This is a genomic window from Stenotrophomonas sp. FW305-3-2-15-E-LB1, assembly GCF_058787375.1.
The window spans coordinates 90,684-116,067 of the sequence record NZ_JBYSZR010000010.1 but is presented as its reverse complement, the minus strand read 5'-3'; the positions used below and the strand labels follow the sequence as shown (position 1 = coordinate 116,067).

General features: G+C 65.9%; 27 protein-coding genes and 1 tRNA gene. 12 read left to right on the top strand and 16 right to left on the bottom strand.

Features of this window, described 5'->3' with window-relative positions; genetic code table 11:
* Positions 1–202 precede the first annotated feature (202 nt).
* The 3 genes from AC3WL7_RS09900 to coaE are packed head-to-tail and all read left to right on the top strand — an operon-like array spanning position 203 to position 2,951.
* Positions 203–1,459, top strand: coding sequence for a type II secretion system F family protein (locus AC3WL7_RS09900; protein WP_079222952.1), 1,257 nt, complete (start codon positions 203–205; stop codon positions 1,457–1,459).
* A 6-nt stretch (positions 1,460–1,465) separates the two neighbouring features.
* Positions 1,466–2,329: a prepilin peptidase gene (locus tag AC3WL7_RS09895; RefSeq protein WP_108747255.1), complete on the top strand. Its 864-nt coding sequence runs from the start codon at positions 1,466–1,468 to the stop codon at positions 2,327–2,329.
* A 10-nt stretch (positions 2,330–2,339) separates the two neighbouring features.
* Complete coding sequence (gene coaE / locus AC3WL7_RS09890) at positions 2,340–2,951, top strand: dephospho-CoA kinase (RefSeq protein ID WP_079222954.1); 612 nt, start codon at positions 2,340–2,342, stop codon at positions 2,949–2,951.
* A gap of 44 nt (positions 2,952–2,995) precedes the next feature.
* Here coaE and AC3WL7_RS09885 read toward each other — a convergent pair whose 3' ends face one another.
* From AC3WL7_RS09885 to AC3WL7_RS09875, 3 genes are all read right to left on the bottom strand, one after another.
* Positions 2,996–3,304, bottom strand: a complete 309-nt coding sequence (locus tag AC3WL7_RS09885; protein WP_492750154.1) for a hypothetical protein — start codon at positions 3,302–3,304, stop codon at positions 2,996–2,998.
* A gap of 98 nt (positions 3,305–3,402) precedes the next feature.
* Positions 3,403–3,777 (bottom strand): hypothetical protein, encoded by a 375-nt coding sequence (locus tag AC3WL7_RS09880; protein WP_492750153.1) that lies wholly within the window; start codon positions 3,775–3,777, stop codon positions 3,403–3,405.
* A gap of 141 nt (positions 3,778–3,918) precedes the next feature.
* The gene (locus AC3WL7_RS09875; protein ID WP_492750152.1) at positions 3,919–4,488 is read right to left on the bottom strand and encodes a hypothetical protein; all 570 of its coding nucleotides are present in this window, start codon (positions 4,486–4,488) and stop codon (positions 3,919–3,921) included.
* A 205-nt stretch (positions 4,489–4,693) separates the two neighbouring features.
* Here AC3WL7_RS09875 and AC3WL7_RS09870 point away from each other — a divergent pair, with 205 nt between their 5' ends.
* Positions 4,694–5,746, top strand: a complete 1,053-nt coding sequence (locus AC3WL7_RS09870) for an AI-2E family transporter (protein WP_492750151.1) — start codon at positions 4,694–4,696, stop codon at positions 5,744–5,746.
* Positions 5,747–5,859: 113 nt separating this feature from the next.
* On the opposite strand, the gene AC3WL7_RS09865 is transcribed toward AC3WL7_RS09870, so the two are convergent.
* From AC3WL7_RS09865 to AC3WL7_RS09820, 10 genes are all read right to left on the bottom strand, one after another.
* Complete coding sequence (locus tag AC3WL7_RS09865) at positions 5,860–6,276, bottom strand: hypothetical protein (protein WP_313418908.1); 417 nt, start codon at positions 6,274–6,276, stop codon at positions 5,860–5,862.
* Positions 6,277–6,626: 350 nt separating this feature from the next.
* A complete protein-coding gene (locus tag AC3WL7_RS09860; protein ID WP_492750150.1) occupies positions 6,627–7,994 on the bottom strand; it encodes a sensor histidine kinase in 1,368 nt (455 codons plus the stop codon).
* Complete coding sequence (locus tag AC3WL7_RS09855; RefSeq protein ID WP_005410804.1) at positions 7,957–8,634, bottom strand: response regulator transcription factor; 678 nt, start codon at positions 8,632–8,634, stop codon at positions 7,957–7,959. The genes AC3WL7_RS09860 and AC3WL7_RS09855 overlap by 38 nt, the downstream gene beginning before the upstream one ends.
* A 139-nt stretch (positions 8,635–8,773) precedes the next feature.
* Positions 8,774–9,244, bottom strand: a complete 471-nt coding sequence (locus AC3WL7_RS09850; RefSeq protein ID WP_492750149.1) for a hypothetical protein — start codon at positions 9,242–9,244, stop codon at positions 8,774–8,776.
* Positions 9,245–9,349: 105 nt separating this feature from the next.
* Positions 9,350–9,829, bottom strand: coding sequence for a hypothetical protein (locus tag AC3WL7_RS09845; RefSeq protein WP_079222960.1), 480 nt, complete (start codon positions 9,827–9,829; stop codon positions 9,350–9,352).
* A gap of 256 nt (positions 9,830–10,085) precedes the next feature.
* Entirely contained in the window at positions 10,086–10,964 is an 879-nt protein-coding gene (rimK, locus tag AC3WL7_RS09840) for a 30S ribosomal protein S6--L-glutamate ligase (RefSeq protein WP_492750148.1), read from the bottom strand.
* A gap of 82 nt (positions 10,965–11,046) precedes the next feature.
* Positions 11,047–12,195, bottom strand: coding sequence for a hypothetical protein (locus tag AC3WL7_RS09835; protein WP_492750147.1), 1,149 nt, complete (start codon positions 12,193–12,195; stop codon positions 11,047–11,049).
* Positions 12,196–12,236: 41 nt separating this feature from the next.
* Positions 12,237–12,467 (bottom strand): hypothetical protein, encoded by a 231-nt coding sequence (locus tag AC3WL7_RS09830; protein WP_313418903.1) that lies wholly within the window; start codon positions 12,465–12,467, stop codon positions 12,237–12,239.
* 428 nt (positions 12,468–12,895) lie between these two features.
* Positions 12,896–12,969: transfer RNA gene (locus AC3WL7_RS09825), tRNA-Gly, on the bottom strand.
* A 104-nt stretch (positions 12,970–13,073) separates the two neighbouring features.
* Positions 13,074–14,906, bottom strand: a complete 1,833-nt coding sequence (locus AC3WL7_RS09820; protein WP_492750146.1) for an autotransporter outer membrane beta-barrel domain-containing protein — start codon at positions 14,904–14,906, stop codon at positions 13,074–13,076.
* Positions 14,907–15,113: 207 nt separating this feature from the next.
* Here AC3WL7_RS09820 and thiS point away from each other — a divergent pair, with 207 nt between their 5' ends.
* The 4 genes from thiS to AC3WL7_RS09800 all read left to right on the top strand — a co-directional run bounded on the left by thiS (position 15,114) and on the right by AC3WL7_RS09800 (position 18,851).
* On the top strand, positions 15,114–15,314 hold the full coding sequence (gene thiS, locus AC3WL7_RS09815) for a sulfur carrier protein ThiS (protein ID WP_108747263.1): 201 nt from the start codon (positions 15,114–15,116) through the stop codon (positions 15,312–15,314).
* A gap of 133 nt (positions 15,315–15,447) precedes the next feature.
* Positions 15,448–16,242 carry a thiazole synthase gene (locus AC3WL7_RS09810; protein WP_079222965.1) on the top strand — a complete coding sequence of 265 codons (795 nt, stop codon included), beginning with the start codon at positions 15,448–15,450 and terminating at the stop codon, positions 16,240–16,242.
* Positions 16,242–16,976: a tRNA (guanosine(46)-N7)-methyltransferase TrmB gene (trmB, locus tag AC3WL7_RS09805; protein WP_006387461.1), complete on the top strand. Its 735-nt coding sequence runs from the start codon at positions 16,242–16,244 to the stop codon at positions 16,974–16,976. The genes AC3WL7_RS09810 and trmB overlap by 1 nt, the downstream gene beginning before the upstream one ends.
* 27 nt (positions 16,977–17,003) lie before the next feature.
* Positions 17,004–18,851 (top strand): SLC13 family permease, encoded by a 1,848-nt coding sequence (locus AC3WL7_RS09800; protein WP_079222967.1) that lies wholly within the window; start codon positions 17,004–17,006, stop codon positions 18,849–18,851.
* A 287-nt stretch (positions 18,852–19,138) separates the two neighbouring features.
* Here AC3WL7_RS09800 and AC3WL7_RS09795 read toward each other — a convergent pair whose 3' ends face one another.
* The gene (locus AC3WL7_RS09795) at positions 19,139–19,474 is read right to left on the bottom strand and encodes a Rieske (2Fe-2S) protein (RefSeq protein ID WP_079222968.1); all 336 of its coding nucleotides are present in this window, start codon (positions 19,472–19,474) and stop codon (positions 19,139–19,141) included.
* A gap of 179 nt (positions 19,475–19,653) precedes the next feature.
* On the opposite strand from AC3WL7_RS09795, the gene AC3WL7_RS09790 reads away from it, so the two are divergent.
* The 4 genes from AC3WL7_RS09790 to AC3WL7_RS09775 all read left to right on the top strand — a co-directional run bounded on the left by AC3WL7_RS09790 (position 19,654) and on the right by AC3WL7_RS09775 (position 22,867).
* The gene (locus AC3WL7_RS09790) at positions 19,654–19,938 is read left to right on the top strand and encodes a hypothetical protein (protein ID WP_492750145.1); all 285 of its coding nucleotides are present in this window, start codon (positions 19,654–19,656) and stop codon (positions 19,936–19,938) included.
* A gap of 69 nt (positions 19,939–20,007) precedes the next feature.
* Positions 20,008–20,730 carry a fumarylacetoacetate hydrolase family protein gene (locus AC3WL7_RS09785; protein ID WP_492750144.1) on the top strand — a complete coding sequence of 241 codons (723 nt, stop codon included), beginning with the start codon at positions 20,008–20,010 and terminating at the stop codon, positions 20,728–20,730.
* Positions 20,731–20,783: 53 nt separating this feature from the next.
* Entirely contained in the window at positions 20,784–21,188 is a 405-nt protein-coding gene (mscL, locus tag AC3WL7_RS09780; protein ID WP_427783899.1) for a large-conductance mechanosensitive channel protein MscL, read from the top strand.
* 257 nt (positions 21,189–21,445) lie between these two features.
* Positions 21,446–22,867, top strand: a complete 1,422-nt coding sequence (locus AC3WL7_RS09775; protein WP_492750143.1) for a M28 family peptidase — start codon at positions 21,446–21,448, stop codon at positions 22,865–22,867.
* Between the two features lie 60 nt (positions 22,868–22,927).
* Here AC3WL7_RS09775 and AC3WL7_RS09770 read toward each other — a convergent pair whose 3' ends face one another.
* On the bottom strand, positions 22,928–24,379 hold the full coding sequence (locus AC3WL7_RS09770; protein WP_492750142.1) for an alanine/glycine:cation symporter family protein: 1,452 nt from the start codon (positions 24,377–24,379) through the stop codon (positions 22,928–22,930).
* Positions 24,380–24,389: 10 nt separating this feature from the next.
* On the bottom strand, positions 24,390–25,376 hold the full coding sequence (locus AC3WL7_RS09765) for a hypothetical protein (protein ID WP_492750141.1): 987 nt from the start codon (positions 25,374–25,376) through the stop codon (positions 24,390–24,392).
* Positions 25,377–25,384: the final 8 nt, after the last annotated feature.

The window sequence follows — 25,384 nt, the reverse complement described above, 5'->3', positions numbered from 1 at the left end:
ATGGCAGCAAATTGTTGGATGTGAAGCCCCCCGGCCCGGAAATGCGACGAGTCAGCCAATGTGACGCAATGCGTCACCTTTGGCCGGAACCCGGCACGATTCCGCAATTTGCCCCCCGCACAGCCTGCCCAGAAGGCCATGAACCGGCTAACATCGGAGCCAATGATGCCCGCCTGGGGATGGCGGGCCTTGGGGAGCCAACATGTCTGTCAGTCGCAGTGCGATAAAGAAAGAGCCCGTGGCGCGTAGCACCATGGAGCTTCAGCCGTTTGTCTGGGAGGGGACCGACAAGCGTGGCGTGAAGATGAAAGGGGAGCAGCTGGCGAAGAACGCCAATCTGCTGCGGGCCGAACTGCGCCGCCAGGGCATCAACCCCGGACAGGTGAAGGTCAAGCCCAAGCCGATGTTCGGTGCCGCCGGCAAGGCGGTCAGCCCGAAGGACATCGCGTTCTTCAGCCGGCAGATGGCCACCATGATGAAGTCCGGCGTGCCGATCGTGTCGGCGCTGGAGATCATCGGCAGCGGCCACAAGAACCCGCGCATGAAGAAGATGGTGGATGGCATCCGCACGGATATCGAGGGCGGCTCCTCGCTCTACGAAGCCATCAGCAAGCATCCGGTGCAGTTCGACGAGCTCTACCGCAACCTTGTCAGGGCTGGCGAAGGCGCCGGCGTGCTGGAAACGGTGCTGGATACCGTCGCCAACTACAAGGAAAACATCGAGGCCCTGAAGGGCAAGATCAAGAAGGCGCTGTTCTATCCGGCCATGGTCATCGCCGTGGCACTGGCGGTCAGCTCCATCCTGCTGATCTGGGTCGTGCCCCAGTTCGAGGACGTGTTCCGCGGCTTCGGCGCCGATCTGCCGGCCTTCACCCAGCTGATCGTGAACATGTCCCGCTTCATGGTTTCCTGGTGGTGGCTGATCCTGCTCGTGGTGATCGGTGCCCTCGTAGGGTTCACCATGGCCTACAAGCGTTCTCCGAAGATGCAGCACACGCTGGACCGGCTGGTGCTGAAGGTGCCGGTGATCGGGCAGATCATGAACAACAGTTCGATCGCCCGCTTCGCCCGTACCACGGCGGTGACCTTCAAGGCCGGCGTTCCGCTGGTGGAGGCACTGGGCATCGTTGCCGGCGCCACCGGCAACAAGGTCTACGAAGAAGCCGTGCTGCGCATGCGCGACGACGTCTCCGTCGGCTACCCGGTCAACATGGCCATGAAGCAGCAGAACCTGTTCCCGCACATGGTCATCCAGATGACCGGCATCGGCGAGGAGGCGGGTGCGCTGGACACCATGCTGTTCAAGGTAGCCGAGTATTATGAGCAGGAGGTCAACAATGCCGTTGACGCACTGAGCAGCCTGCTGGAACCGATGATCATGATCTTCATCGGCGTCATCGTGGGTGGCCTCGTCATCGGTATGTACCTCCCAATCTTCAAACTTGCTTCCGTGGTCTAACCTTACATGGCATTTCTCGACCAGCATCCCGGCCTCGGCTACCCCGCCGCGGCCGCCCTGGGCCTGCTAATCGGCAGTTTCCTCAACGTAGTCATCCTGCGCCTGCCCAGGCGGATGATGTGGGAGTGGAAGCGCGAGGCGCGTGAGGTCCTGGAGCAGCCGGACATCTACGACCCGCCTCCACCCGGCATCGTGGTCGAGCCGTCGCACTGCCCGCACTGCAAGCACAAGCTGTCCTGGTACGAAAACATCCCGCTGTTCAGCTGGATCATCCAGGGCGGCAAGTGCCGCCACTGCAAGGCGCCCATTTCCATCCAGTACCCACTGGTGGAGGCGCTGACCGCGGTGTTGGTGCTGGCCTGCGTCTGGCAGTTCGGCTTCGGCTGGCAGGGCTTCGGCGCCATCGTGCTGACCTGCTTCCTGATCGCCTTGTCGGGTATCGACCTGCGCACGCAGTACCTGCCGGACCAGGTCACCCTGCCATTGATGTGGCTGGGCCTGGTGGGGAGCATGGACAACCTGTACATGCCAGCCAAGCCCGCCCTGATCGGCGCCGCTGCCGGCTTCCTCGTGCTGTGGGTCGTGGCCAAGGCTTACAAGCTGGTGACCAACCGCGACGGCATGGGCGGCGGCGATGCCAAGCTGCTCGCGGCACTGGGCGCCTGGTGCGGGCTGAAGGGCATCCTGCCCATCATCCTGCTGTCGTCCGTGCTGGGCGCCATCATCGGCTCGATCTGGCTGTATACCCGCGGCCGCGACAAGGCTACGCCGATCCCCTTCGGCCCCTATCTGGCGTTGGCTGGCTGGGTGTACTTCATGTGGGGCGAGCCGGTGGTGAACCAGTACCTGGTCATGAGCGGGCTGCGCTGACGCTGCCGTCATGAGCCGCTACGTGGTCGGCCTGACCGGCGGCATCGCCGCCGGCAAGAGCGAGGTGACCCGGCGCTTCGAGGCGCTGGGGATCGTGGTCGCCGACGCGGATCTGGCCGCGCGTGCGGTGGTCGCTGCTGGCAGCCCGGCGCTGGCCATGATCGCCGAGCGCTTCGGCGCCACCATGCTGCTGCCCGATGGCAGCCTGGACCGGGCCCGCCTGCGGGCCCATGTGTTCGCCGACCCCGCCGAACGGGTGGCCCTTGAGGCAATTACCCATCCCGCGATTCGCCGCCTGATGCAGCAGCAGTGCGAACAGGCAGCCAGCCCCTATGCGCTGGCCGCCATTCCCTTGCTGACCGAGGTCGGCGGCCGCCAGGCCTACCCTTGGCTGGACCGCATCCTGCTGGTTGATGCGCCCGAGGCCGTGCAGCACGCGCGGTTGATGCAGCGCGACGGCATCGATGCTGCATTGGCGGACCGGATGATTGCCGCCCAGGCCAGCCGCGCACAGCGCCAGGCCCTTGCCGACGACGTGGTGGTCAATGATGGCCACCCGGAAGACCTGCAGGCGCAGGTCGAAGCCCTGCATGCGCGGTATCTCGAACTGGCTGCGCCGTAGCGGGCTGTACTGCCTGCTCCTGGAAGAACGACTGGGATCAGCCCTCATTTCCTGGATTTCTTCTTTTTGACTCCACGCTGGTGCCCGTCAAGCAACCCATGACGCATTGCGATATGCACCAGCATTGCAGCCGAGGCGAAAAACAACAGCGCGATGACACGCTCCTGCGTCGAGTGACTGAAATACTTCAGGAGCGAGAAAACAACCCCGCAGCGGCGATTACAGCGCACAGCCCCCTCGTTGAGCCCAATCTCCAATGTCGCAGCCCCCATGGCTGCGGACAGAAGGGCAAATACCATCGCTGGAATGAAAATCACCGGACGCCACGTCCGCCGCGATCTGGACACTTCCACCTCCCACCTCAATCATCACACTACTACCCGACCCCACTTACATCGAGGTCGGGTTGCGCGCACACACTGGAACTCACGGCTACTTCAGACCGCAAGATTCAGCGCCCCCGATTTTGTGCCCCCTTGTATCGTCCTGACTCGATGCTGGCCACAAGCTCCTCGAACCCGGCCTTCAGCTTCATCTTATCCAGGACCAGATCTCCAAACTCGTCCCTGATGAAGGGGTCTGCACCACATGAGAGAAGATATCCGGCGGCTTCCGTCAGATTCATGTCACCGGCAACGTCAACATTAGTCACATAGGGCATCATCTCGCTCAGAAGATCGACCTTGTTTTTCATCGCCGCCACATGAAGCGGAGTGTCACCGCAGACGCCAGGGCTCTCAGGGGCGGTCAGACTATATCCTTCGAACGTATATTCATCTGCAAACTTCGACAGAATTTCCTTGAGCCCTTGGTCATTTGGGATCATTCACGCCTTCCTTGGGAGATATGTTCTACATGACACCCGCGCGACCGGGGCACTCACGCTGGACCGAAAATCACCCAAGGCGCAGCCAGAGTGCAGCGGCAATGCTCGATCCCACCGCAACAATACGAGACTGAGCAGGAATCACCGGGAGTTCGTTTCAAGGCACAAGGCCCTTTCGAGATGCTCATCATGGAAGCTGTTCCAGAAATATCGCCGCTTTCCATCCAGGCCGACCAGCACAAGCTCATACGCACTCATACCCTCTGCGCCCAAACGGCGGGAAATGCCGCACCTGTAATAAAATTCAGCATCAGGCGGCAAACTGGCCCCGAAGCCAACTGAACTCCGGATCATCGAAACGATACTTCCCTCCGCCTCCTTCAGCCCGCCATTGCGAATCCAGGCAAGCGGATCCTTCGCATTGTAGGAAATGTAGTATTCCCCGGATTCCACATCCGACCGGATATCGATCAGCGTGGCATCCTCGGGCACTGCTGCAGCGCGCACCACGGAAAGATCCTCCTCACTTGCAATCTGCGAGAGGGAATCATAGGTCCGCGCGCTGCGATCACAGCCAGCAACACCCGCCAGAAATGCCAACGCTACGACACGTGATCTGATCATCATCCAAATAGCATCGCGCTCAGGGATATTGGTTTCCGGGCCATGACGACAGGGCGCACAGCGTCCTGACTTCATCAGGCTACGCACACACTGCCTCATCGACAATCAGCAGCGCTCGAAAGGGCGGTGACGCTCACACATTGCCTGCCACACCAGAGGTCGCCCCGACAATCGCCTTCCGGACAGCCGTGCCGCGTACGCGACAACTGAAACCGGACAGACACACACCGTCTTCTCACGCCTCCCGCTATGGTCCTGCGCCTGTCATTGCGCCTGCCTGTGAGATCACCTCGTGCCCACCGCCTCTCTCCGTTCCTATACCGCCCGCGTGGTGGTGACCCTGGCGCTGGTCGCCCTCGGCCTGGTGCTGTGGCAACTGTCGCAACTGGTGCTGCTGATCTTCGGCGCCGTAGTCGTGGCAGCGCTGCTGCGGACGATCGTCGGCGCGGTGCTTCGTCACACGCCACTGTCAGAAGGGTGGGCACTGGGCCTGACCGTACTGCTGCTGATGGTGCTGTTTGCGCTGGCGATGTGGCTGTTCGGGTCGCAGCTGAGTGCGCAGATGGCCACCCTGCGGCAGACGCTGCCGGCCGCATGGGAGAACTTCCAGACGTGGCTGGCGGACAGCCCGATCGGGCCCACGGTCCATGAGCTGACCCAGAACGCACAATCCAGCGTATCGACGATGGCCGCCCGCGCCGGGTCACTGGCGATGTCGGCCACCGGCGGTGTGGCGGACCTGTTCCTGGTGCTGATCGGCGGCATCTATCTGGCCGCGCAACCGACGCTGTACCGCACGGGCCTGCTGAAGCTGCTGCCGACGCGGCAGCGTCCGGCCGTGGACGATGCACTCCACGCCAGCGGCAATGCACTGAAGGCCTGGCTGGGCGGCCAGCTGCTGGCCATGGCAGTCGTCGGCCTGCTGACCGGGCTGGGCCTGTGGGCACTGGGCGTGCCGGTCGCCTTCGGGCTGGGCATCATCACCGCACTGCTGGATTTCGTACCGATCGTCGGCCCCATCCTCGCGGCGGTTCCGGCCATCCTGCTGGCCTTCACCGTCAGTCCGGAAATTGCCCTGGCTACGGTGGCACTGTTCGTGGTGGTGCAGCAGATGGAGGGACATCTGCTGCAGCCGCTTATCCAGCAGCGTGCGGTTGATCTTCCCCCTGCCCTGCTGCTGTTCTCCCTGTTCGGCATCGGCTCGCTGCTGGGCCCGGCCGGCGTGCTGCTGGCGGCGCCGCTGACCGTGGTGCTGTATGTGCTGGTCAAGCGGCTCTATGTCGTCGAAGCGCTCGGCACAGCGACGCCGATTCCAGGCGAGCACTCGGCCACGAAGGCCCGGTAGATCCACGCCATGCGTGGATGAGAGCATCGGCAGTGCGGACCAACGGTCCGCACCCCGGGCTCCATTCCCGGGCGGCGGCACCGCCGCCACGGCAGCTGGGCATGGGCTCGGCTCTACTGCAGCGTCGCAGCGCCCCGCATGCGCTCGGCCTGCAGCTGCTGCTGCACATGGCGGGTCAGCTCACGCGCGGCCACCATCAGGCCTTCCATCGTCTCTGATGGCACGGCCTGCAGCGGGCCGCCACGCGTCCGCGCGATGTGCGCGGCATGCATGAGCCGGGTCAGCGTGCTGATACCGGACACGGTACGCCTCAGGCCCGCCATGGTGCCGGTCTGCGGCTCGCTCAGCCCGGCGCGCTGGGCGGCCTGGCTGGTTGCAGCGTCGGCTTCCATCCTTTCCTGCAGGACGTTCATCAGGTCACCAGGTTCCCTGAGGACAGCTTCCACGCGTTCGGCGACCTCCGCAGACAGAAGGTCGATCGAATCGCCGACCAGCTGGTGCAGGTTCGGGTAACGGGTGCGATGGGACATGGCCGGGCTCCGTGCAGGTGGTAGGCCATCTGGCCAGCTGCGCGGGGCGATGTCAGCAGGCAAATGCGTCAAAGCGCTCTGCGGCAAGGGAATGGATGGACGTCCACCGGCAGAAGCAAGACCCAAGCACGCCGGTTACGACAGTAGATCCACGCCATGCGTGGATGAGGATGCCTGCGGTGCGGACCAACGGTCCGCACCCACCATCACCGGACTTAACCTCGGTGCGGACCAACGGTCCGCACCCACCACTCACCGCACCCACCATCACCGGACTCATCCGCCGTGCGGACCAACGGTCCGCACCCACCGCCAGCAGGGTTCAGTAGATCCACGCCATGCGTGGATGATCAGAGCGGTTTTGGCGAGAACGTCAGGGTCGCGATCACGCCGCGGTCGCCACCGGGGCGCACGCTCACCTGCCAGCCGTACAGGTCGCACAGGCGGCTGACGATCGACAGGCCGATGCCACCGCCCTGCGAGTGGCCGGCATGGGTACCGCGATAGCCGCGCTGGAACAGCTTGGCCGCATCTTCTTCACTCAGGCCAGGGCCACTGTCAGTCACCGAGACCGCATTGCTGCTGACGTGCACGCGCACGCTGCCATCCTGCGAATACTTCACGGCGTTGCCGATGAGATTGCCCAGCGCCACCGACAACGCGGCTTCGGGAGCATCGATCACCAGGTCGCGCTCGCCTTCCAGCACCAGTTCCAGCGGCTTGCCGCCCAGCTGGGCGCGGTGGGCATCCAGCAGCTGATCGGCCACGCGCGCCACATTGCTGGTGCCCTGCCCGCGCTCGTTGCGCGACAGCAGCAGCAAGGCGCCGATCAGGTCGCTGCACTGTTGTTCGGCACGCTGGATGCGCTGCAGTCGCTGCAGCACTTTTTCGTCCAGGCCAGGGCGGGTCAGCAGCAGCTCGGTCGCGCCACGGATGACCGCCAGCGGTGTACGCAGCTCGTGGCTGACATCGGCATTGAATTCGCGATCGCGCTGCACGACCTCGGTAAGCCGCGAGGAATAGTCATCCAGCGCCTGCGCCAGCTGGCCCACCTCGTCATCCGGGAAGCGCGGTGCCAGCGGCTCGGGATCGCTGGTGCCACCGCGGTAGGCACGCAGCCGTGCGGCCAGGTCGGACACCGGCTTCATCACCTTCGATGCTGACCACCAGCCCAGCACCAGCGACAGCAGGCTGAACACCAGTACCGACAACACCAGTGCGCGGTTGAGCTGCTGCCCGCCGCGCACGCTGTCGGTCATGTCATAGGCGAGGAAGAACCAGGCGTCAGGGGTCTTGCGCACGGCCAGCTTGTACGAATACTGCTCGCCGTGCTCGTCACCGGTGACCGTATGGATGCCATCGGGGAAGGCCGCCCACTGCGCGCGTTCTTCCCTGACCCGTTCGAACTTGTCCTTCGGGTAGGCATACGCCTTGATCTGCTGCACCGGAAGGTCGGGGCTGCGCAGGGGGTCTTCGTAGTAACGCCGCGCGTACTCGTTGATGTTGCGGTTCATCACGTCTTCGACCAGCTGGGTTTCCACGCGCATGCGGGCCCAGTTGGTGGCGAACGCGAACAGTGTCGTCAGGCAGAAGCCCAACAACACAAACGAGACGATGATGCGACTGCGCAGGCGCCGCCGATAAGGCGTGCGCCGACGCCCCCCCCTGGTTGCCACCGGATCAGGCTTCCGGGGTGGCGATGCGGTATCCGATGCCATGGCGGGTCTGGATCAGCGGCACTTCAAACGGCTTGTCGACCACCGCGCGCAGGCCGTGGATGTGTACACGCAGGGAATCCGAATCCGGCAGCTCCTCGCCCCAGACGCGGGTTTCCAGTTCCTGGCGGGTGACCACCGCCGGAGCGGCCTCCATCAGCGCCTGCAGGATCTTCAACGCGGTCGGGTTGAGCTGCAGCAGCTTGCCCTGGCGGCGCACTTCCAGCGTGTCCAGGTTGTATTCCAGATCGCCGGTTTCCAGCACGCGGGTCTGCACGCCCTTGCCGCGGCGCGACAGGGCGTTGAGGCGGACTTCCACTTCCTGCAGCGCGAACGGCTTGATGAGGTAGTCATCGGCGCCGGAATCAAAACCGGCCAGCTTGTTGTCCAGCGAATCACGCGCGGTCAGCATCAGCACCGGGGTCTGCTTGCGGGCTTCATTGCGAAGCTTGCGGCAGACTTCGATGCCGTCCATGCCCGGCAGGTTGAGATCCAGCACGATCGCGTCGAACTCATGCACCACGGCAAGATGCAGGCCGGTGACCCCGTCAGCAGCGAAGTCCACCGTGTGGCCCCGATCCTCGAGGTAATCGCCAAGATTGGCTGCGATGTCGCTGTTGTCTTCGATTACGAGAATACGCACTGGGACCTCTGATTCAGTAAGGGTCGTCGGGGGATGCCGACCCGCTCAGGATGCAACCGAGCGGGTGGACGCCACGTCTACCCGCTGAACGATACAGGTTCCATTCTTAACATTTCGTACGGAACGCGGGACCGGCTGGTCAGCGCCTCAGGTTGCCCATCCGGTTGCTGTCTTCGAACGACCTGCGGCTGGCCTCGTCAATCCGGCGCCGCTGGGCTGCCGTGGTGCACACGCGCTTGGCCATGTTGCTGCCGACGGTGCGCTCGCGACTGCAGACCATCCTGCTGTCGGACCAGGCCCGGGCCAGGATGGTGTTGACCACGTCCTGGTCCTTGAGGATCTCGGCGCGGCCCTGCGGGTCAAGCTGGTCCACCCGCTCCTGGTCGCCCAGCCGGGTCTGGATGCGGCCCAGCGCCTGCTGCAGGTTGGTCTTGTCTTCCCTGGCGATCTCGCTGTAATCCTCGGAATCGATCGCTTTTTCGATGGCGCTCACCTGCGCGGCAACCGGCAGGTTCGCATCCAGCTTCACTTCAGCATCCTTGTCGGGTTTGGCCTGGGCGGTGGCCGCCAGCGTCACTCCAATGCAGAACACCAGGCCAAGCGAGGTCATGCGGCGCATAGTTTCCCTTGTTATCGTCCATGAAGAATCACCCACTCTACGGAGCTGCCGGTGTACCTACAAGGGACGACCGGCAGGGGGCCCAACGGCCGTCCGTCAGCGCCCGGCGGGGGGCGGCGAGAGGGTCTTGTAGCTGCGCTCGTCGTTGAGCAGCGCCTTGCCCTTCTCCTCGATCCGCCGGCGCTCGGCCACGGTCAGGCAGCGGCTCTTGGGCATGTTGCTGCCGGTGGTACGGGTGTGCTGGCAGACCTGCCGGCTGTCGGCGTGGGCGCGGGTAAGGATGGTGTTGATCCGCTCCTGGTCGTTGAAGACCTCGTTCTGTACCGTCGCGGGCAGTTCCTGCACCGTCTGGCGGTCACCCATCCGCTGGGTGATGCGGGCCAGCGACTGCCGCACCTGCGCACGGTCATCCGTTGAAATTTCGGCGTACTCGCCATTGTCCAGCGCCTTTTCGACCTGGCGCACCTGGTCGGCTACCGGCGCCTGCCGGTCCATCTGCACGACGGGCTTTTCCGACCCGGCCTGTGCGGCCGCGGACAGCCCCAGCAACATTGCAAACACAGTGATGCGGTACATCGCCAGCCCCCGATCCATCCCGGAACGAAGGCCCAACTCTACGAGCCGCCCTGCGCCACCACAAGGGACCTTTGGCAGGAGCCGGGCGGGCATAAAAAAGACCCAGGCGGTCTACCCGCCTGGGCCTGAAGTCGTATCCCGATTACCGATCCTGCTGAGAGGCAGAGCTGCGGTTCGCTGAAGCCTACGCCGGCCCCGATTAAAGCCTTGTTAAACCCGCCCGGCAATCTTCAGTAAAATTACAAGCCACCGATAATCAAGGCTTTTTAATCTTCTCGACATGAGCAATGATGCGTGCGGCCACGTCCACCTGGCAGGCCGCTTCGATGCCTTCCAGGCCCGGCGTGGAGTTCACCTCCAGCACCAGCGGGCCGCGCTCGGAGCGGATCAGGTCGACCCCGCAGACCGACAGGCCCAAGGCCTTGGCCGAGCGCACCGCCACCTGCTGTTCAGCCCGGCTGGCCTTGGCCGCCACCGCCGTGCCACCGGCATGCAGGTTGGAACGGAAGTCGCCCTCTGGAGCCTGCCGCTGCATCGACGCCACTACCTGGTCGCCGACGACGAAGCAGCGCAGGTCCGCGCCCTTCGCCTCGCCGATGAATTCCTGCATGAGGAAGTTGGCATACAGGCCGCGTAGCGCTTCGACGATGCCACGCGAGGCGCTGGCCTTCTCGGTGAGGATGACCCCGCGGCCCTGCGTGCCCTCGTTGAGTTTCACCACGTGCGGCGGCGGGCCAAGCATGGAGAGCAGGTCGACCGTATCGTCCGGGTTGTCGCCGAACACCGTGACCGGCATGTCGATGCCCTTGGCCGCCAGCAGCTGGTGCGCGCGCAGCTTGTCGCGCGAGCGCAGGATCGCGTCGGACGGATTGGGCGTCCGCGCACCCATCAGCTCGAACTGGCGCAGCACCGCGGTGCCGTAGCGGGTGATCGAGGCGCCGATGCGCGGGATGACCATGTCCACGCCGGTCATCGGCCGGCCCTTGTAGTGCATGGAGAAGCCGTCGGCGGCAATGCGCATGTAGCAACGCAGCGGGTCGAGGATGCGGACGGTATGGCCGCGCGCGCGCGCGGCCTCGACCAGCCGGCGGGTGGAGTACAGCGAGCTGTTGCGGGACAGGATGGCGAGCTTCATCGCGGCGGCAGTGGACGGCAGGCGCGCAGCATAGCGCGAGCGTGTGGCGGGAGGATGATGCTCCGCGACGTGCTGCCGCAGATCAGGGAAGGCGCAGCGTGAAGCGTCCGTTGCGGACCCGCAGGGCCAGCCCGGTCTGCCGCCACTCCACGGGCAGTTCCAGTGCCGTGTGCGGCGTGGGGATCCGTTTGATGGCATCGGCCACCCAGTGATCTTCATGGGCTTCGCCGTGAAGCGTGCCGTCATCACTCACCTCGATCACGTTGATCCAGACCATGCTTGTGGACTTGCCACGACCGCCCACGGCATGGCCTGCGATGGCCTGCCAACGCCCCCGCCAGTAAATGAGCCACACGCTCTGGTGGGGACGCAGATCCGCATCCATCACACTGCCCGCCACCACCACGCATCGTCCCGATGGGCTGGCAATCACCGTCTCCAGACCGCACACATGGCGGCCCGTGGCCTCACCGTCGAAGTGAAGCGAGTACGGACAGAGTCGCGTGAACAGGGCCGGATGCGCGGTCAGGCGCAGATCCTCGGGAAGCATGGGGATGGCCTGCAGGACCCGGGCGTCGGGCAGGACGTGGCGAAGCGCCTTCGGCACGCCTGCAGCCAGTGCCGGGTGCCCTTCCGCCAGCCATAGCCCTCGACAGGGATGCAGCTGGATCAGGCGGCAAGGCAGGCTGCGCAGCCACGATGCCGCCGCCACATCGCCATCGGATTGCCGACGGGCACCCAGTTCCTGCGCGAACACGCTTGGAGCGACGGCCAGCAGATGCACCACCTTGTGCTGCTCGTCGTAGACGATCACCCCCTCGTTCCGGTCGACAGAGCCGGTGGCCAGGCGCAGCGCGCTGCCCGGCAGCGACGTCCATCCACAGCTGGCCTCGTTGCTGCCGAGGATGGCTACCCCTTCGACGATGGCGCCATCGCGCAGCATCTGGACGCTGTAAACAGGCCCGCCCATGCCCACTTCAGCCGATTCCAGCAGCACGTCATGCGTGGGGGGACGCTCGGCCAGGCGCCCTGGCAACTGCGAACGCAGCCGTGCGCCGCCGACGGCATCACCGACCAGGTCAAGGCGCTGCAGCACGACTCCCAGCGCAAGACACGCAGCCAAGCCTGCGGTCACCGCCAGAGGTGACCAAAACGCCACACAGATGACAGCCCAGACCAGAATGGGCAGCCATTGGATGTATCGGCGAAGAATGCCTCGATTCAAAGCCACGTAGAGTCAGGCAGCAGGAACGGACCCGGCCGTCTTCAGAGCTACCGACCGGCCTTCTTGGACAGCACGAAGGTCACCGCAGCAAATACGACTGCTGCGCCCCCAAGCAGATGCGCAGGCGCGAACGGGACGAACAGACTGTTCACGCCTGCCAGCAGCGCGGTCACGGCCGTCAGCGTTGCTGCCACGATCAGGCCAACAGGCCGGACCGGCGCGGCAGGTTCAACATGTGTTGCGGCCTCCCGCTTTGATGGTTCGTTGCGATCCTTCACGTCGACCTCCTGAATGTGCGCTCACAGGCTAATAGCAGCGAAGCGCAATATCCAGCGTTGCACACGTCGTGCGTTGATACTGTGGATCACTCAACGGCGGATGGACACGATGGCGGAATGGACCAGCTATCCCCACGATCTTCATACACCAACCGTCCCCTCCTTGATCTGACCAAGGACCTCACGGCCTGCGTCCGGGATACGCTCCGCTACTAGATGGAGGTGGACCGCCTCGGGAACGGCCTGGGTTTCCTGTTTTGCCGCGACAATGCCGGCAGGCACTTCCCGGCACCAGCGCCTCAAGGAACATCTCGCTGGGATCAAACCGCTTTCAGCCGAGTAGCCGCGCCAGCGCGCTCACACGAAGTCAGCTTCTGCAGGGGATGGGCTGGGCGACCTGCTCGATCAAGAGTGATTGAGAGGCAGGATGGAGCGGGCGAAGGGAATCGAACCCTCGTCAGTAGCTTGGGAAGCTACAGCTCTACCATTGAGCTACGCCCGCATTGCAGGGTGAAAGTCTATGCGGACCGGCCGGTGTTGCGCAATGCCGGCGGCAACGGGGTCGGAGCCCTTTCCGGGTGGAAAGGGATCCGACCCCGCCCTGGATCAGAAGCTGCCGCTGAAGTTGGCGAACAGCGTGGCGTCCTGCGCACGCTTCTGCAGGGTGGTGGCACTCAGGCCGATGTTGCTCTGCAGGCCGAACAGCTCCATGCGCGCGCCGAAGATGGCGGTTGCATAGTTCTTGTCGAAGTCCATGCCCGGCACGCGGTACATGCCCACGTCCGGCAGGCTCTGCACCCATGCGCTGGCCTGCTTGGTGTCCTCGAACTCGTGGTCGTAGGTCACCTGCACGTACGGCTTGACGCTGCCGCCATCGAAGCGCGCCTGCCAGCCGATGCGGCCCACGGTGGAATCGACGTCCTGCTTGCCATAGCCCAGGGCGGTGGCCAGGGTGTTGGCATCGGCGGTTTCGGTGTAGCCGTCGATCTTCACCTTCTGCCAGATCACCGAGGCGATCGGGCCGTGGCGGAAGCCGCCTTCGGTGCCGAACTCGTAACCGGCGTTCAGGGCGGCGGTCAGGTTGCTGCCGTCCGGCGAGCCGCCGTGTTCACGGGTGGCCGGGCCGAGCTGGACCTTGCGGTTCACGTCATAGGACAGCCAGGTGTAGCTGACCTGGCCGTTGACCCAGATGCGGTCGCCGTACCAGCCCGCGAACAGGCCAGCGGTGGTGTCCTTCTGGGTGAAGTCGCCACGGCTGTTGCCGAAGTCGGCGTTCATGCGGCCGAAACCGGCGAAGCCGCCGAAGACCATGCCGTCACGTGCCCAGTCGACACCGAACAGGCCGGCCGGGGCCACGCCGTCATACACGTCGGCGTGGTCGTAGCGCTGCATGTCGCCGCGCACGCCGCCCCACCAGGACATGCCATCGGCCGGACGGCCGGCCTGGTGCAGGCTGACCTGGTCGGCGCGCGAACGGCCGATGGTCTGCGCCGAGTGGGTCAGGATCTGCTGCAGGCGCGGGCCTTCCAGGATCGAGATGGCGTACTGGCCCAGCATCTGGTGCGCGGCCGTAGTCGGGTGTACGTCATCGGCGAACAGGTAGGTGCTGGCCGCATCCGGGCGCACATAGGCCAGCGGGCTGCAGGTCAGCGACGAGGGCACCAGGCAGGCGCGGCCGGTGACGTTGCTGAAGCCGTACATGCCCGGGTTGGCGATGATCTCGTGCAGCAGGGTGTAGGTATCGAGCGGGATGAACTCGATGCCGGCCTGCTTCAGGCCACCGTACAGCGCGTTGTTGTAGGCGTTGGACAGGGCGGTGCCCTGTGCGCGCGCCGCGGCGCCACGATCGATGAAGCCCGGGGTGGAACCAATATCAGGCAGGTTGGGCACCAGCACGTACTGCGCACCGGCCTGCTTCAGGCTGGACACAATGCCGATCTGGGTGGTGACCGCCGCGCCGATGACGGCCGGTGCCTGGGCCGGGGCGGTGATCGAGAACAGGTCGTTGGCGCCGCCCCACACGGTGTACAGGGCGTTCGGGTCGGCCTTGCCGCCGTTGGCGGCCAGATAATTGGCCATCTGCGTCTTCAGCGAGGGCACGGCGACGTTGCCGAGCGCCGGCTGGGTCAGGTCGACGCCCACGCGGGCGCCGCCGACGGCGTAGTTGTCACCGTTCTGGCCGTTGCCGTTGGGGCTGGCGTTGGTGCCGTAGTAATCGGCCACGAACTGCGCCCATTCCCAGCCCGGGTTGGTGGTGGACTGGCCGGTGACCGGGCGCACGTCGGGCGGCAGCAGCGGGCGGAAGTAGCCGCTGTCGGTCAGGCTGTCGCCGAAGAACACGGTGCGGGTGAACGGGGATTCGCCTGCCATGGCCGGCAGCGCGGCGAGCGCGATCGCGGCCGCCATCAGGGAGCGGATCGGGCGTTTGCTGAGCAGCATGTAGAACTCCTGGGGGGAAATGTTGGGGATCCGGCGCACACGTACGCCGGCGCACGGTGAATGGTTTCACCGTGTCGCCGATTGCTCACGCTGCGCCGCCGCATGAATTGTCGCCTGAGACTGCGCTGGCGGGCTGTGCCGGTGATGGCGTGCGGCGCACGGGGGCGACGGTTCCGATCCTGACGGGCCATAAGCGACAATGCGCGCATGAACATCCAGCTCAATGGCGAACCCCGCACCCTGCCCGCTTCGGCGACCCTCCTGGACCTGCTCGCCACCGAGCAGCTGCTGCAGCGCCGGGTGGCGGTGGAAGTGAATGGCGAGATCGTCAGCCGCAGCCGCCATGGCGAGCACGTGCTGGCCGAAGGTGACGTGGTGGAGATCGTGCACGCGCTCGGCGGCGGCTGAGGAAAAACCGCGCTCCGCGCTCGCCGGGCTTGGCCCGGCGCTACCCTGCGCATCTCTTCCGGTAGCGGCGGGCCATGCCCGGCGGCGTCGAAGTGACGACCCCATCTTCAGGCGGATAAGCGATAATCGCGTCATGAACCTCCCTGTCTCCCCCGATTCGCTGGTGATCGCCGGCAAGACCTATGGCTCGCGGTTGCTGACCGGCACCGGCAAGTTCAAGGACCTGGAAGAAACCCGCCTGGCCACCGAGGCCGCTGGCGCCCAGATCGTCACCGTAGCCATCCGCCGCACGAACATCGGCCAGAACCCTGGCGAACCGAACCTGCTGGACGTGCTGCCGCCGGACCGCTACACCATCCTGCCCAACACCGCCGGCTGCTACACCGCCGAAGACGCCGTGCGCACCTGCCGCCTGGCCCGCGAGCTGCTGGACGGCCACAACCTGACCAAGCTGGAAGTACTGGGCGACCAGAAGTCGCTGTACCCGGACGTGGTGCAGACCCTCAAGGCTGCCGAGCAGCTGGTCAAGGACGGCTTCGAGGTGATGGTCTACACCTCCGATGACCCGATCCTGGCCAAGCGCCTGGAAGAGATCGGCTGCGCTGCGGTGATGCCGCTGGCCGCGCCGATCGGCTCGGGCCTGGGCATCCAGAACAAGTACAACCTGCTGCAGATCATCGAAGACGCCAAGGTGCCGATCATCGTCGACGCCGGCGTGGGCACCGCCTCCGATGCCGCCATCGCGATGGAGCTGGGCTGCGACGGCGTGCTGATGAACACCGCCATCGCCGGTGCGCGCCATCCGGTGCTGATGGCCAGCGCCATGCGCAAGGCCGTGGAAGCCGGCCGCGAGGCCTTCCTGGCCGGGCGCATCCCGCGCAAGCGCTACGCCAGCGCCTCCTCCCCGGTGGATGGGCTGATCGGCTGATGACCAATCCTTTTGACAGCGCCGGCTCCAAGGCCCCGCCCAAGCCCTTCACCGTGAGCGAGGGCCGCCGCGAGGTGCGCAGCTTCGTGCTGCGCCAGGGCCGCTTCACCCCCGCCCAGCAGCGCGCGTTCGACGAACGCTGGCCGCGCTTCGGCATCGACTACAACGGCCAGCCGCGCGACCTGGATGCCACCTTCGGCCGCCCGGCGCACAAGGTGCTGGAAATCGGCTTCGGCAACGGTGCAGCGATGCGCTTCGCCGCGCAGCACGATCCGTCGCGCGACTACATCGGCATCGAAGTGCACGCCCCGGGCGTGGGCCGCCTGCTGAACGCGCTGGCCGATGACAACGCCGACCACGTGCGCCTGTACCACCACGATGCGGTGGAAGTGCTGCAGAACGAGATCGCCGACGGTGCGCTGGATGAGGTGCGCATCTACTTCCCGGACCCGTGGCACAAGAAGCGCCACAACAAGCGCCGCCTGCTGCAGCCGGCCTTCGCCGAACTGATCGTGCGCAAGCTGCGCCCGGGTGGTCGCCTGCACTGCGCCACCGACTGGGAAGACTACGCCGAGCAGATGTGGGATGTGCTCGACGCCACCGCCGGCCTGGTCAACCGTGCCGGCCCGCGTGGCAGCGTGCCGCGCCCGGACTGGCGCCCGCAGACGCACTTCGAGACCCGCGGCCAGAAGCTCGGCCACGGCGTCTGGGACCTGCTGTACGACCGCACCTGACCCACGCCCGAGGACGCTGCGCCCCACATGGATACCGCGCTGACGCTGACCAACGACATGAAGCTCGTGCTCGGGCTGGTCGGCTTCACGATGGCGATGTTCCTGTTCGAGCGCATCCGCGCCGACGTCGTCGCGCTGGTGGTGCTGGTGGTGCTCGGCGTCACCGGCCTGATCGCCCCTGAAGAAATCTTCGGTGGCTTCTCGGGTAACGCGGTGATGAGCATCATCGCCACCACCATCCTCGGTGCGGGCCTGGACCGCACCGGGGCGCTGAACCGGCTGGCCGCGTGGCTGCTGCGGCGCGGCCACGGCGTGGAGCAGCGGCTGCTGATGATGACCACGGCCATCGCCGGCCTGAACTCGTCCTTCATGCAGAACCCCTCGGTGATGGCGCTGTACCTGCCGGTCGCCTCGCGGCTGGTCGCGCGCACCGGGCTGACCCTGCAGCGGCTGCTGCTGCCGATCTCGGCAGCGATCGTGATGGGCGGCGCGCTGACCATGGTCGGCAACTCGCCGCTGATCCTGCTGAACGATCTGCTGGCCTCGGCCAACAACAACCTGCCCTCGGGCCTGGCGACCATCGAGCCGCTGCGCATGTTCGCGCCGCTGCCGATCGGCGTGGCCCTGCTGATCGCCTCGCTGCTGTATTTCCGCTACTACGGCGACCGCAAGCTGATCGAAGAGGAAAGCCTGGTCAATGACGGGGTGACCCCGGCACGCACCGAGAGTTACTTCGCCAAGACCTACGGCATCGAAGGCGATGTGTTCGAGCTGGTGGTCACCGCCGAAAGCCCGCTGGTGGGTATGACCCTGGGCGAGGCCGAGACCCTGCATGATGCGCCGCTGCTGCTGGCGCTGAAGACCGGCAACGACACCCGCCTGGCACCGCCGGCGGAGATGCGCATCTGGGTGGGCAGCGTGCTGGGCGCGATGGGCCCGCGCCAGGACGTGCACGATTTCGCGCAGAACCAGTTCCTGCGCATGTCCTCGCGGCTGAAGCACCTGGGCGACCTGTTCAACCCCAGCCGCGCCGGTATTTCCGAGGCGGTGGTGCCGCCGACCTCCAACGTGATCGGCAAGAGCGCGGCCGATCTGCGCCTGCGCAAGGAGCGCGGCATCAGCCTGCTGGCGATCAACCGCGACAAGCAGGTGATCCGCGAGGACGTGCGCGACGTGCAGCTGCGCGCCGGTGACATGCTGGTCTTCCACAGCATCTGGACCGACCTGGCGCAGGCCGCGAAGAGCCGCGACTTCGTGGTGGTGACCGACTACCCGACCGGCGAGCAGCGCCCGCACAAGTTCAAGATCGCGATGGCGATCTTCGCGCTGACCATCCTGATCGCGCTGACCAGCAAGCTGCCGGTGGCGTTGACGCTGATGACCGGCGTGGCCGGCATGCTGCTGACCGGCGTGCTGCGCATGGACGAGGCCTATGCCTCGATCAACTGGAAGACGGTATTCATGATGGCCGGGCTGATTCCGCTCGGCTGGGCAATGGATTCCAGCGGCGCGGCGGCCTGGGTGGCCGGCCACACGATCGACAAGCTGCCGACCGGCATCCCGATCTGGGTGCTGGAGCTTGCGCTGGCACTGCTGACCACGGTGTTCTCGCTGGTGATCAGCCACGTGGGCGCGACGATCGTGATGGTGCCCATCGCGGTGAACCTGGCGCTGGCGGCGGGCGGCAATCCGACCGCGTTCGCGCTGATCGTGGCGTTGTCAGCGTCCAACAACCTGATGACGGCCTCCAACCCGGTGATTTCGATGATCACCGGCCCGGCCAACTACACCCCGCGCGAGATGTGGCGGGTCGGCGGACCGCTGTCGCTGATCTACACGCTGGTGGTGGTGGTGATGATCAACCTGATGTTCTGAGCCCTGCACCTGCGGAAGGTGCGGACCACCACGGGTGTGGTGGGTGCCGACCGTTGGTCGGCACGGGGTCGGATCCCGTTGCTGCGCAATGGGCTCTGACCCCAATCTGAAATTCGATATCTGACGGCTTCAATCCACGCATGGCGTGGATCTACTGGCCGCGATCTGTCGGAATGGGGCTGTGCTCTGGTAGGTGTCGCCCCTGGTCGCCAGTAGATCCACGCCATGCGTGGATGCTTCTGCTTCTACCCTGACGCCCCGATGGGGTCGGAGCCCAGAACCTGGCCTCAGGCCAGGTAGACCTGCCCATCGCGGATATCCACCGGCACCGCGCGCAGGCGGTCGCCCTTGCACGGGCCGGCAATGCAGTCGCCGCTGTCCAGCGCGAACGAGGCGCCGTGCGCAGCACACACCAGGTGGCCTTCACGGCTCTTCAGGAACTGGCCGGGAGCCCAGTCGAGACGGCGGCCGGCGTGCGGGCAGATGTTCAGGAATGCGCGCACCTGCGCGCCATCGCGGTACAGCACCAGCGATTCGGCATCGCCCTCGACCACCGCTTCGACCTCGGCAAAGGCCCCGTCGGCAAGGGCATCAAGGGCGATCAGGGCAGCGGCGGCAGTCATGGCGGAAGGCTCTTGCGGAAAACCGGATTGTCGCACGGCCGCTCATATGACTGGCTGCGACATGAACACAAGTCATTGATCCGTAATAAGCAAAGGCTATATTTAACGAGTTTTTCACTCAATGACAGTGGCGCATCCCGATACTCTGGTTTCGCTGATCCCAGCCCTATCGAGCCGCCATGTTTACTCGCGCTTCCGCCTTCAACCAGTTCCGCACCCTGTTCGCGCCGCGCAAGCCGCGCCACCCGCTGGTGCGCGTTGCCGTGGGCCTGCTCGGCCTGGCGATCCTGGCAGCGATGGTGTTCATCGGCGTGTTCGTCGGTGCGGCGATGATCCTGATCGGCCTGGCGTGGAAGCTGCTGGCGTCGCGCAAGCCCAGCGTCACTCTCCGTGCGGCGGATGCCAACGTGGTGGAAGGCGAATACCGCGTGGTGCGCAAGTCAGCTTTGCCGATGTCGCGCTGATGCGCTCGCCCGCTGACGTGGGCGCCGCACCGTTCTAGACTGCAGGGGCCTTCCTACTGGAACCCCCGCATGTCCACTGCCGTTGTTTCCGATGTGATCCCTGCCCCCGCCGTGCCGCGCGTACCGGTGGTGGGCGGTGGCACCTTCCCGGTCCACCGCATCTACTGCGTCGGCCGCAATTTCGCCGACCATGCGCGTGAGATGGGTGCTGCGGTGCCGGCGGCCGACGATCGCGGCCGCCCGATGTTCTTCTGCAAGCCGGCCGATGCCATCGTGGTCGGCCACGACGATGTGATCCCCTATCCCCCCGCCACCAGCAACCTGCACCACGAAGTGGAGCTGGTGGTGGCGATCGGCGTGGATGCGCCCGCCGGCGAGCTGGCCGTGGCCGATGCCGAGGCGCTGATCTACGGCTACGCCGTCGGCCTGGACCTGACCCGCCGCGACCTGCAGGCCGCCGCCAAGGAAAAGGGCCACCCGTGGGATTCGGCCAAGGGCTTCGATGCCTCCGCGCCGATCAGCGAGATCGTGCACGCCGGTGAAGTGGGCGACCTGGCCGCATTGAACCTGTCGCTGGAAGTGAACGGCGAAGTGCGCCAGCAATCGCTGCTCGACCAGATGATCTGGAATGTTCCTGAGATCCTGCATGAGCTGTCCAAGCTGTGGCAGCTGCGCGCCGGCGACCTGGTGTTCATGGGCACGCCGTCGGGTGTGGCCGCATTGAAGCCGGGCGACCGTTTCAGTGCACGACTGGAAAACGTGGCCGAACGCCACGGCGTCATCGCAGGCTGACATCCGCTGCGTTAACCTGCGCACGATCCCTCGCCCTCAGGAGAAGAACAAGAATGGGAATGCTCACCGAGTTCAAGGAATTCGCGATGCGCGGCAACGTCATCGACCTCGCCGTCGGCGTGGTCATTGGCGCGGCCTTCGGCAAGATCGTCACCGCCCTGGTGGAAAAGATCATCATGCCGCCGCTGGGCATGCTGATTGGCAAGGTCGATTTCTCCGATCTGGCGTGGACGCTAGCACCTGCGCGGGTCGGCGCCGATGGTACGGAAATTCCGGCCGTGGTGATCGGCTACGGTGATTTCCTCAACACGCTGGTGCAGTTCATCATCGTGGCCTTCGCCATCTTCATGGTGATCAAGGTCATCAACCGCCTCTCGCGCAAGAAGGATGCCGCCCCGGCCGCACCGAAGGAAGAAGTGGTGCTGCTGCGCGAGATCCGCGACAGCCTGAAGAAGTAAGGTGCCGGGCGCCATCGCGCGCCCCGCGTACCTGTAGAGTCGAGCCGTGCTCGACTGCGCCGGGCAGTCGTCAAGGTAGCGCCGGGCCATGCCCGGCGAGCGAAGCGGTTGGTCGACGTTCGCCGGGCATGGCCCGGCGCTACCGCTTTGCCGGTCATGGCCGGAAAACAGCGTTCGCCGCCACCGTGACCTCCCGCCCATGCGCGGCGCTGAACGACTGTTAAGCTCCAAGGCTGATTCCCTTCCCGGAGCTGTCCATGCGTCGCCGCGTCCTTGCCATCGCATCCTCCCTCGCCCTGCTGGCCGCGCCGGCCTTCGCGGCGCCGCGCACCACCACCCTGCCCCCGGCCTCGCTGGCCACCGCTGCGCAGCTGCGTGACCAGGCACTGGCTGACGACACCGGCTGGAAGGTGGTGGAATCGCTGACCACAGAGATCGGCCCGCGCATCGCCGGCAGCGAAGCCGACGCCCGCGCCGTGGCCTGGGCCGAAGCCAAGTTCAAGGCACTCGGCTTCGACAAGGTGTGGAAAGAGCCCGTGACTTTCCCCAAGTGGGAGCGCCGCAGTGAACATGCCGCAGTGACCGGCAGGAACCCGCAGCCGCTGCAGATCACCGCCCTGGGTGGCAGCCCCGGCGGCAGCGTCGAGGCCGAGGTGGTGCGTTTTGCCGACCTCGCCGCGCTGCAGGCGGCACCGGAAGGTTCGCTGAAGGGCAAGATCGCCTTCGTTGATTACCAGATGTTGCCGTTCCGCGACGGCCGTGACTACGGCCGTGGCGGCGCGATCCGCAGCAAGGGCCCGTCCGAGGCGATCCGCAAGGGCGCGGTCGGTTTCCTCATGCGCTCGGCCGGTACCGATTCGCACCGCGTGCCGCATACCGGCATCACCCGCTTCGATGATGGCCTGACCCCGGTGCCGTCGGCGGCCCTCTCGGTGCCCGATGCCGACCAGTTGGCCCGCCTGGTGGCGCGTGGCACCACCACCGTGAGGGTGGCGCTGGACTGCGGCTGGGACGGCACTGCGACCTCCTACAACGTGATCGGCGAAATCACCGGGCGTACGCTGCCGAAGGAAGTGGTGGTGATCGGTGGTCATCTCGATTCCTGGGACCTGGGCACCGGCGCCGTGGATGACGGCGCAGGCGTGGGCATCACCATGGCCGCCGGCCACCTGATCGGCCAGCTCAAGCAGGCCCCCAAGCGCACCATCCGCGTGATCGCCTTCGCCAACGAAGAACAGGGCCTGTATGGCGGCAAGGCGTACGCCGAGGCACATGCCAAGGACGTGACGCTGCACCAGCTGGCCGCCGAGAGCGATTTCGGTGCCGGCCGCATCTACGCGTTCAACACCGGCTCGCCAAACCCGGAAGGCTCGCGTGACGCCACCCGGCAGATTGCCGAGGTGATGAAGCCGCTGGGCATCGAATACATGGCCGACAAGGGTGGCCCGGGCCCGGATGTCGGCCCATTGGCCGCCAAGGGCGGCGCGTGGGCGTGGCTGGCACAGGATGGTTCGGATTACTTCCACCTGCACCACACCGCCGACGACACCCTGGACAAGATCGACCCGAAGGCACTGGCGCAGAACGTGGCCGCCTACACCGTGTTCGCCTACCTGGCGGCCGACGCCGATGGGAGTTTCGGCAGCGAAGCCAAGGCCACCACGCCGCCGAACGAGTGACGCGGTGAAATGATGGGGTCAGAGCCCTCGCATGCGCGAGGGATCTGACCCCGCTTTCGTTTACCCCTGCCAGACCCGCGTATTGCGCACGCCGATCGCCTGCGGCCTGAACAACGGATCACGCTGCTGCCGCTTCTGCTGTTCGTAATCGCGCAGTGCTGCCAGGGCAGGCCTTTGCAGCAGCAGGATGGCAATGATGTTCAACCAGCTCATCATGCCCACGCCGATATCACCCAGCGCCCAGGCCACCGTTGCGGTATTGACCGCCGAGTAGCCGGTTGCGCCCAGGAACAGCAGCTGGAAACCGGTGACCGTCGCGCGCCCGGGGCGGTCGCGGCACAGGTAGCTGACATTGGTTTCGGCCATGTAGTACAGGGCCAGGATCGTGGTGAACGCGAATGGCAGGATCGCCAGCGCGACGAACGACTTGCCGAAACCCGGCAGCGCCGATTCCACCGCATGCTGCACGAAGCGCGGCCCGGCCTCGACACCCGGCAGGTTGGCGAGCAGCAGGCGCGCCTCGTCGGGCACACCGTTCACGGCCGGATCGTAGACGTTGTACAGCCCGGTCGACAGGATCAGGAACGCGGTTGCGCTGCACACCACCATGGTGTCGATGTAGACCGAGAACGACTGCACCAGGCCCTGCTTGACCGGATGCGAGACTTCCGCCGCTGCGGCCGGATGCGCACCGCTGCCCATGCCCGCCTCGTTGGACAGCACGCCACGACGCACGCCCCACTGGATGGCGGTGCCGATCATCGCGCCGAGCGCGGCGTCCACGCCGAATGCACTGCGCAGCACCAGCGCGAAAACCTCGGGAACCCTGTCGACGTTGATGACCATGACCACGGCGGCGACCAGCAGGTAAGCCACCGCCATGATCGGCACCACCCACTCGGCAACGCGGGCGATGCGGCGCACGCCGCCGTACAGCACCGCCGCAAGGACAGCCAGCAACACCGCCGTGGTGCCCGCCACCGGGATACCCCAGGCCTCGTTCACCGCGCTGGTGATGGCATTGGACTGGGTGCCGGCCAGCATCGCCCCCGCCAGCACGGTGACCAGCGCGAACAGCACCGCATACCAGCGCTGGCCCAGGCCCTTTTCGATGTAGTAGGCCGGGCCGCCCCGGTACTGGCCGCTGGCATCGCGCTCCTTGTAGATCTGCGCCAGCGTCGATTCGATGAAGGCACTGGAGGCGCCGAGGAAGGCCACGATCCACATCCAGAAGATGGCCCCCGGGCCGCCGAAGGCGATGGCCATGGCGACACCGGCGATGTTGCCGACACCGACCCGGCTGGACAGTGACAACGACAGCGCCTGGAAGGGCGAAACGCCCGCTTCGGAGCGCTCGTGGCGGAACATCAGGCGCAGCATGTCAGGCAGCGCGCGCAGCTGGATGAAGCGCGTGCGCACGCTGAAGTACAGGCCGGCCAGCAGGCAGAGCACGACCAGCCAGGGGCTCCAGATGATGCCCAGCAGGACATTGACGATCGATTCGATGCTCATGGCCGCCCCCTCAGAAGAACACGCCCAGGGCGACCTGGGGGCTGATGACGCGGCCGGTATTGCGCCCGGCCAGGGTGATCTCGACGCCGGCAATCAGCCCCAGCGACGGGCTGAAGTGGTACTCCACCGCTGGCGCCACCGACAGCGAGCGGCTGGCCGGGCGCTGTTCGTCGATGCGTCGCCCGCCCCCGTCGGCGGTGGGCATGAAGCCGATCAGGCGCTGGCCGGTCTCGCGGCTGGCAGCAAGTTCCATCACCCCGACCCAGCGGTCGTTGAAGCTGTACTCGCCGGCCACCGACAGGCCCAGCACCGAGCCTCGCGCGATATGGCCCTGGAAGCCGGCTTCGGTGCCATAGATGCTGGCGCCCGACAGCGCCGTACGCGCCGGCGCAGGCCCGGCCATCAGCTGCCCACGCCAGCGCAGCGGTCGCCCGTTCGGCATCCACACCACCTGCTGCACACCGAGCGCGACGGTGGTGCGCTGCACGCCATCGCCCTGCGCATCCAGGGGGTTGCCGGTGATGCGGTCGTGGCTGCCGGTGCTGAAGCGCTGCGACACCGCCAGCGAAACCGCAGGCCGGGTGCCATCGGCGCTGGGCGCCTGCAGCAGGTACTGCAGGCGGGCGGTGGTATCGCCGGCACGGAAGCCGCCACTGTGCCCGGTGCCGGACTCCGCCCGCGACGCACTGAGGTTGACCTGGCCCATCAGGCGGTCGCTGAAGCCGTACATCACCGGCATGACCACCGCCCACGCGCCGCTGTCCTGCGCGCTGTGCTGGCGCTCGCCGTCGGCATCGTAGTGGGCGTTGCTGTCGACGCGGACCAGGTAGGGTTCGAGGAACCAGCGGCCCTGCGGCAGGCCCGCGGGATTGGGGGTGATCAACGGCCCCATGAAGTTGACGTTTTCCAGGCTGCGTTCGTTGGCGCAGGCACTGGCACTGGCCAGCGCACTGGCCAGCAGCAGGGACACGGACAGGATGCGTTGCAGATGGGACATGACAGCCA

Coding starts and splice junctions, on each gene's coding strand:
- AC3WL7_RS09900 (WP_079222952.1), top strand. CDS start 203: ATGTCTGTCAGTCGCAGTGCGATAAAGAAAGAGCCCGTGGCGCGTAGC.
- AC3WL7_RS09895 (WP_108747255.1), top strand. CDS start 1,466: ATGGCATTTCTCGACCAGCATCCCGGCCTCGGCTACCCCGCCGCGGCC.
- coaE (WP_079222954.1), top strand. CDS start 2,340: ATGAGCCGCTACGTGGTCGGCCTGACCGGCGGCATCGCCGCCGGCAAG.
- AC3WL7_RS09880 (WP_492750153.1), bottom strand. CDS start 3,777: ATGATCCCAAATGACCAAGGGCTCAAGGAAATTCTGTCGAAGTTTGCA.
- AC3WL7_RS09865 (WP_313418908.1), bottom strand. CDS start 6,276: ATGTCCCATCGCACCCGTTACCCGAACCTGCACCAGCTGGTCGGCGAT.
- AC3WL7_RS09860 (WP_492750150.1), bottom strand. CDS start 7,994: ATGGCATCGGATACCGCATCGCCACCCCGGAAGCCTGATCCGGTGGCA.
- AC3WL7_RS09850 (WP_492750149.1), bottom strand. CDS start 9,244: ATGACCTCGCTTGGCCTGGTGTTCTGCATTGGAGTGACGCTGGCGGCC.
- AC3WL7_RS09845 (WP_079222960.1), bottom strand. CDS start 9,829: ATGTACCGCATCACTGTGTTTGCAATGTTGCTGGGGCTGTCCGCGGCC.
- rimK (WP_492750148.1), bottom strand. CDS start 10,964: ATGAAGCTCGCCATCCTGTCCCGCAACAGCTCGCTGTACTCCACCCGC.
- AC3WL7_RS09820 (WP_492750146.1), bottom strand. CDS start 14,906: ATGCTGCTCAGCAAACGCCCGATCCGCTCCCTGATGGCGGCCGCGATC.
- thiS (WP_108747263.1), top strand. CDS start 15,114: ATGAACATCCAGCTCAATGGCGAACCCCGCACCCTGCCCGCTTCGGCG.
- AC3WL7_RS09810 (WP_079222965.1), top strand. CDS start 15,448: ATGAACCTCCCTGTCTCCCCCGATTCGCTGGTGATCGCCGGCAAGACC.
- trmB (WP_006387461.1), top strand. CDS start 16,242: ATGACCAATCCTTTTGACAGCGCCGGCTCCAAGGCCCCGCCCAAGCCC.
- AC3WL7_RS09800 (WP_079222967.1), top strand. CDS start 17,004: ATGGATACCGCGCTGACGCTGACCAACGACATGAAGCTCGTGCTCGGG.
- AC3WL7_RS09795 (WP_079222968.1), bottom strand. CDS start 19,474: ATGACTGCCGCCGCTGCCCTGATCGCCCTTGATGCCCTTGCCGACGGG.
- AC3WL7_RS09790 (WP_492750145.1), top strand. CDS start 19,654: ATGTTTACTCGCGCTTCCGCCTTCAACCAGTTCCGCACCCTGTTCGCG.
- AC3WL7_RS09785 (WP_492750144.1), top strand. CDS start 20,008: ATGTCCACTGCCGTTGTTTCCGATGTGATCCCTGCCCCCGCCGTGCCG.
- mscL (WP_427783899.1), top strand. CDS start 20,784: ATGGGAATGCTCACCGAGTTCAAGGAATTCGCGATGCGCGGCAACGTC.
- AC3WL7_RS09775 (WP_492750143.1), top strand. CDS start 21,446: ATGCGTCGCCGCGTCCTTGCCATCGCATCCTCCCTCGCCCTGCTGGCC.
- AC3WL7_RS09770 (WP_492750142.1), bottom strand. CDS start 24,379: ATGAGCATCGAATCGATCGTCAATGTCCTGCTGGGCATCATCTGGAGC.
- AC3WL7_RS09765 (WP_492750141.1), bottom strand. CDS start 25,376: ATGTCCCATCTGCAACGCATCCTGTCCGTGTCCCTGCTGCTGGCCAGT.